Below are 4,149 nucleotides of genomic sequence, written 5' to 3' on the forward strand. Positions count from 1 at the left end.
CCCCCCCCCCCCCCCCCCCCCCCCCCCCCCCCCCCCCCCCCCCCCCCCCCCCCCCCCCCCCCCCCCCCCCCCCCCCCCCCCCCCCCCCCCCCAGGTCCGACTGACACACTCACATCGGTTCCGGCGGCCCGATCAACCGGCCCATCACCCCGTACACCCCAAGCTCCTTGATCGACTCCAATTCCCCCCGGGTCTCGACCATTTCCGCAATCAACGGCAAATCAATGCTGTTGGTCGCCCTGAAAATGGCCTCGATAAACAGCCGCTTATCCCGCTGCTCATCGATTCGCCGGATATAGGCGCCGTCGATTTTCAAATACGCCAGGCCCAGTTGGGTGAGGTTACCAATCTGGCTGAAGCTGCCGCCAAAATGCTGCAGGCCGATGCGGTAGCCGGTGTCGAGCAGGCTATGACTCAGCCGATGCAACTCCTCGGGAGGCGGCAGTTGGCGTTCATCAATCTCCAGGATCAGCAACGGTGCCAGTTCCGGCAGTGACTCGAGCATATCGAGGATCAGTTGCAGTTGTGATTGATCGCGCAAGGTACTGCCGGACAGACTCAATGCCAGGGGCCAACGATTGGCTGCCAGGTAGTCGAGGGTAGCTTCGAGCATGGCCAGGTCGAAACGTGCCGACCAGCCCAGGCGTTCGATCCATGGCAGGAAGTGGCTGGCGGCAATCGCCTGACCCTGCGGATCGAGCAGGCGGGCAAGGACTTTGTGATGCAGCACCTGACTGGTATCGGCGCATTGCACCACCGGCTGAAAATACAGCTGCAATTTGCCTTGGGTCAGGGCGTCATCGATCCAGAGGCGCCAATCGTGTTGGGACTGGTTCGGAACATGCTCGCCGTGGCTCAGTTGCACCCAGGGGCGTTCGGGGTTTTGTCGGGCCTCGGTCAGCGCTTGATCAAGGCGCATCAGCACGTCGCTGGCCGGTTCGCCGGGGCGGTAGGCAACGATGCCCACATGCGCGACGGGCATGCAGTCACTGGCACCGGTCTGGCGCAGGTTTTCCAGGGTGGCACTGATTTCGGCGGTCAATTGTGCGGCGCCCTCGGTATTCAGCCCCGGTGCCAGCAGGCTGAATTCACCTCCGCGGTTGCGCGCCGCCAGCCAGGTGCGCCGATCTGGCAACTGGATCAAGCGTTTGAGCAATTCGCCGACCGCACTGATCAACGCATCGGTGCGCTGCCCCCCCAAGCGTTGATTGAGTCCGGCCAGGTCATTGATCCGCAACATCAGTAGATGACCGTCGCAATGATGCTCGGCGACCAGCAAATGGTCCGCCAGTTGTTCATCCAGCAAGCGCCGGTTGGCCAGCCCGGTCAGGCTGTCCTGGTAGGACTCGCTGCGCAGCTTTTCACTGCGCGCCGCCTCTTCGTTGAACAACGCCTTGAGCTTCTCGACCATCTGGTTCATCGCCAGCACCACGCGTTTCAATTCCGGGGTGCGGGGCAGTTTCGGCAGGCTGAGGAACTCACGTTTGCTGATGGCCTCGGCCTGCTTGACCAGCGATTCGAGCGGACGAAGCTGCCGACGCAACAACCAACCCCCGAACACGGCACTGAGCAGTCCGCACACCAGCAGCCAGATCAGGCTGCCGAGGGTACTGTCCCAGAGTTTGGCCAGGGCGAATTGCGGATTGCTCAGCACTTCGACCCGCGCCGCCTGCTCCCAGCCGCGCATGATCAACGCATCACCGCCCTGATGGCGCAGGTTGACCAGACTGACAAACCAACCCGGCACACCCTCGATCCGTGCTGGCGCGTTACGCTCCACCAGCACCTGCTCACCCTCGACGTCGATGATACGAATGCTGCTGAAGTAACCACTGTCAAAGATCGAGCTGACCATCAACTCCATCATGGCCGGGTCATCGATCTGCGCAGTCAGCGAAAGGCCCAGTGCGGTGGCCGCATCCTGGGCGTGGGAGCGCAATTGGCCGAGCATTTGCTCACGAGAGCTTTCCAGGCTGACAAAAAAACTGCCGCTGAATGCCACTAGCAGGAACAGGCAAATGGCAAGAAACAACTGATTACGCAGTTTCATTGAACGCTCCTTGCTGCAGTCTTCAGCCATCGCCCACGGGGAAGCCTTCGGCCTGCATCTTTTGCAGTACGTCTTGCCAGCGCGACAGTTTTTTCGAGTCGCTGCTGCGTTTGCCGCCGTTGGCACCCGGCAGGTACAGGCCCTCGGCATTGAAGGCGTACACCGGCAACAGGTCTTTGCGTTGCGAGGCGGGGCGGATGTCGCCGATCAGATTGTCCAGCACCAGCGGGTCGGCGGTGGGGCTGCTATAGAACGTCAGCACCATGTGCGCCTGATTCTGGGTCAGCGCCTTGACGTAGGTGATGCGCAGTTTTTCGCTGGGAATCCCGAGCTCGCGCAAGCTGAAATACTTCGCCAGGGCGTAGTCTTCGCAGTCGGCGGCACCCTTGATCAAGGATTCGACAGGCGTGGCCCAGTAATCGGTCTGACGCCAGATGCGAGAGTCGTCCTGAAAATTCAGTTGCTGGTTGAAGAAACGATTGACCGCCGTCAGTTGCTCGCGCTCGGGTGCATCGCGCTCGCCTTGCAGCATCTGATTCCAGGCCTCGATTCGCCCCCGCGCCGGGCCGAGGGTGCCGTAGCGTTTTTCGGCGGTTTGCAGGATCTGCGCGAAATTCCAGTCGGCCCAGACATTCCCCAACTCGGCCAGTAAAAAACCGGCCAGCAACAGCCATCCGCCGAACCGAAGCCGGGGCGCTGGCCATCCTGGACTACGCGGACTGCGGGGCATTTGGGTTGCTCGGGGGCGGATGTGTGAAGTCTAGGTGGTGATTGGGATGAGGTAGGGTTGGTCGTCGGCGGACTTATGAAGGATGCACTTGATCCCTTGTGGGAGCGAGCCTGCTCGCGAAGGACGTCAACGATAATGCGTTCTGCCTGAATAGCCGCGTTGCCCGGAGTTTTTTCGCGAGCAGGCTCGCTCCCACAAGGGGCAGGGGTCAGGATTTATGCAGGGTCTTTTGCCTGAGGATGTAAACCGTCACCAACACTGCGCTGGTCAACATGAACCCACGTGCCCAGGGCATCGGCACTAGATAGCAGGAGAAGAGAATGCTCGCCCACATCAGGCCGATGGCGTAGACCTTGCCCTTGAGCGGGATGCCGTTGCCATCGAGGTAGTCGCGAATCCATGGTCCGAGTCGTGGATGCTCCACCAGCCAGTTGTAGAAACGTGGCGAGCTGCGAGCGAAACAGGCAGCGGCCAGCAACAGGAAAGGCGTGGTGGGCAACACCGGCAGGAAAATCCCGATCACCCCCAGCACTACGCTCAGCCAGCCGATGGCCAGCAGCACGTAGCGCAACATCAAGGGGCGGTTGCCTATGGGGTTGTCCATAGGCCGGATCTTAGTGGTGACGGGGCTTGAGGATCGCCGGTTTTTCGTCTGGTGCGTTGCACAGCAGGTACAGCGCAGTCAGGGCCTCCGGGATTTGCACGATCATGTCGTCCATCAGGTTGGCGTCGGCGGCGATATCGGAGAACTCCGGTTGTTCGTCGAACAGGCCCGAACCGACCATGATCGGCAGCAGCATTTCGCTGACTTCGTCTTCGGCGGTTTCGAACCAGGCTTCTTCGCGCAGGAACACGCCTTCCATGAAACCGATGCACCAGCCGCGCAGCTCGGAATCGTCGGGATCGTCGCCCAGATCCAGATCGCACGGCAGCTCGAACTCTTCATCGGACGCCAGCTGGCGGGCGATATGGGCCTTGAGGCCGATCAGCGTGGCTTCGATCTCTTCGCGCTGGGCTTCGCTGCTGTAATGCGGCTCTTCAGCGAACAGGGCGTCGATCCATTCACGATCAGGCACGACTTCGGAACAGATCGACAGCGCGGTGAGGTAGCCGTGGGCGGCCACGTAGTCCAGCGCCTCGTCATGCAGTTCATCGGCGTCGAGGAAGACTTGCAGGCGGGTTAATTGCTCAGCGAAGGACATTAAAGGACTACCTTGGGGAATATTCGATGCGGGAATTCTAGGCCTTCTTGAGCGCTTGGGCCAGCCGCGCAGCAAATACCATTGAGTAATGGAGCGATCTGTGTGGGAGCGAGCCTGCTCGCGAAGGCAGCGTCACATGCAGCATCAATGTTTACTGGCCCATCGCC

4 protein-coding genes are annotated in these 4,149 nt (G+C 61.1%); all 4 read right to left on the reverse strand.

All coding sequences use genetic code 11. From position 1 onward, the window contains the following. Positions 1-109: 109 nt before the first annotated feature. Positions 110-2,050: a cyclic di-GMP receptor LapD gene (gene lapD / locus ACSFE6_RS31130; protein WP_435431203.1), complete on the reverse strand. Its 1,941-nt coding sequence runs from the start codon at positions 2,048-2,050 to the stop codon at positions 110-112. Positions 2,051-2,072: 22 nt separating this feature from the next. Then, positions 2,073-2,780, reverse strand: a complete 708-nt coding sequence (gene lapG / locus ACSFE6_RS31135; RefSeq protein ID WP_435431204.1) for a cysteine protease LapG — start codon at positions 2,778-2,780, stop codon at positions 2,073-2,075. Positions 2,781-2,988: 208 nt separating this feature from the next. Continuing rightward, a complete protein-coding gene (locus ACSFE6_RS31140; protein ID WP_435431205.1) occupies positions 2,989-3,384 on the reverse strand; it encodes a YbaN family protein in 396 nt (131 codons plus the stop codon). A 10-nt stretch (positions 3,385-3,394) separates the two neighbouring features. Further along, positions 3,395-3,982 carry a YecA family protein gene (locus tag ACSFE6_RS31145; RefSeq protein WP_175389124.1) on the reverse strand — a complete coding sequence of 196 codons (588 nt, stop codon included), beginning with the start codon at positions 3,980-3,982 and terminating at the stop codon, positions 3,395-3,397. Positions 3,983-4,149 lie beyond the last annotated feature (167 nt).

It is taken from the genome of Pseudomonas baetica (genome assembly GCF_051216495.1).
GTDB lineage: Bacteria > Pseudomonadota > Gammaproteobacteria > Pseudomonadales > Pseudomonadaceae > Aquipseudomonas > Aquipseudomonas baetica_B.

Excerpts from the sequence above, each read along its gene's own strand:
- lapD (WP_435431203.1), bottom strand. The coding sequence starts at position 2,050 with ATGAAACTGCGTAATCAGTTGTTTCTTGCCATTTGCCTGTTCCTGCTA.
- lapG (WP_435431204.1), bottom strand. The coding sequence starts at position 2,780 with ATGCCCCGCAGTCCGCGTAGTCCAGGATGGCCAGCGCCCCGGCTTCGG.
- ACSFE6_RS31140 (WP_435431205.1), bottom strand. The coding sequence starts at position 3,384 with ATGGACAACCCCATAGGCAACCGCCCCTTGATGTTGCGCTACGTGCTG.
- ACSFE6_RS31145 (WP_175389124.1), bottom strand. The coding sequence starts at position 3,982 with ATGTCCTTCGCTGAGCAATTAACCCGCCTGCAAGTCTTCCTCGACGCC.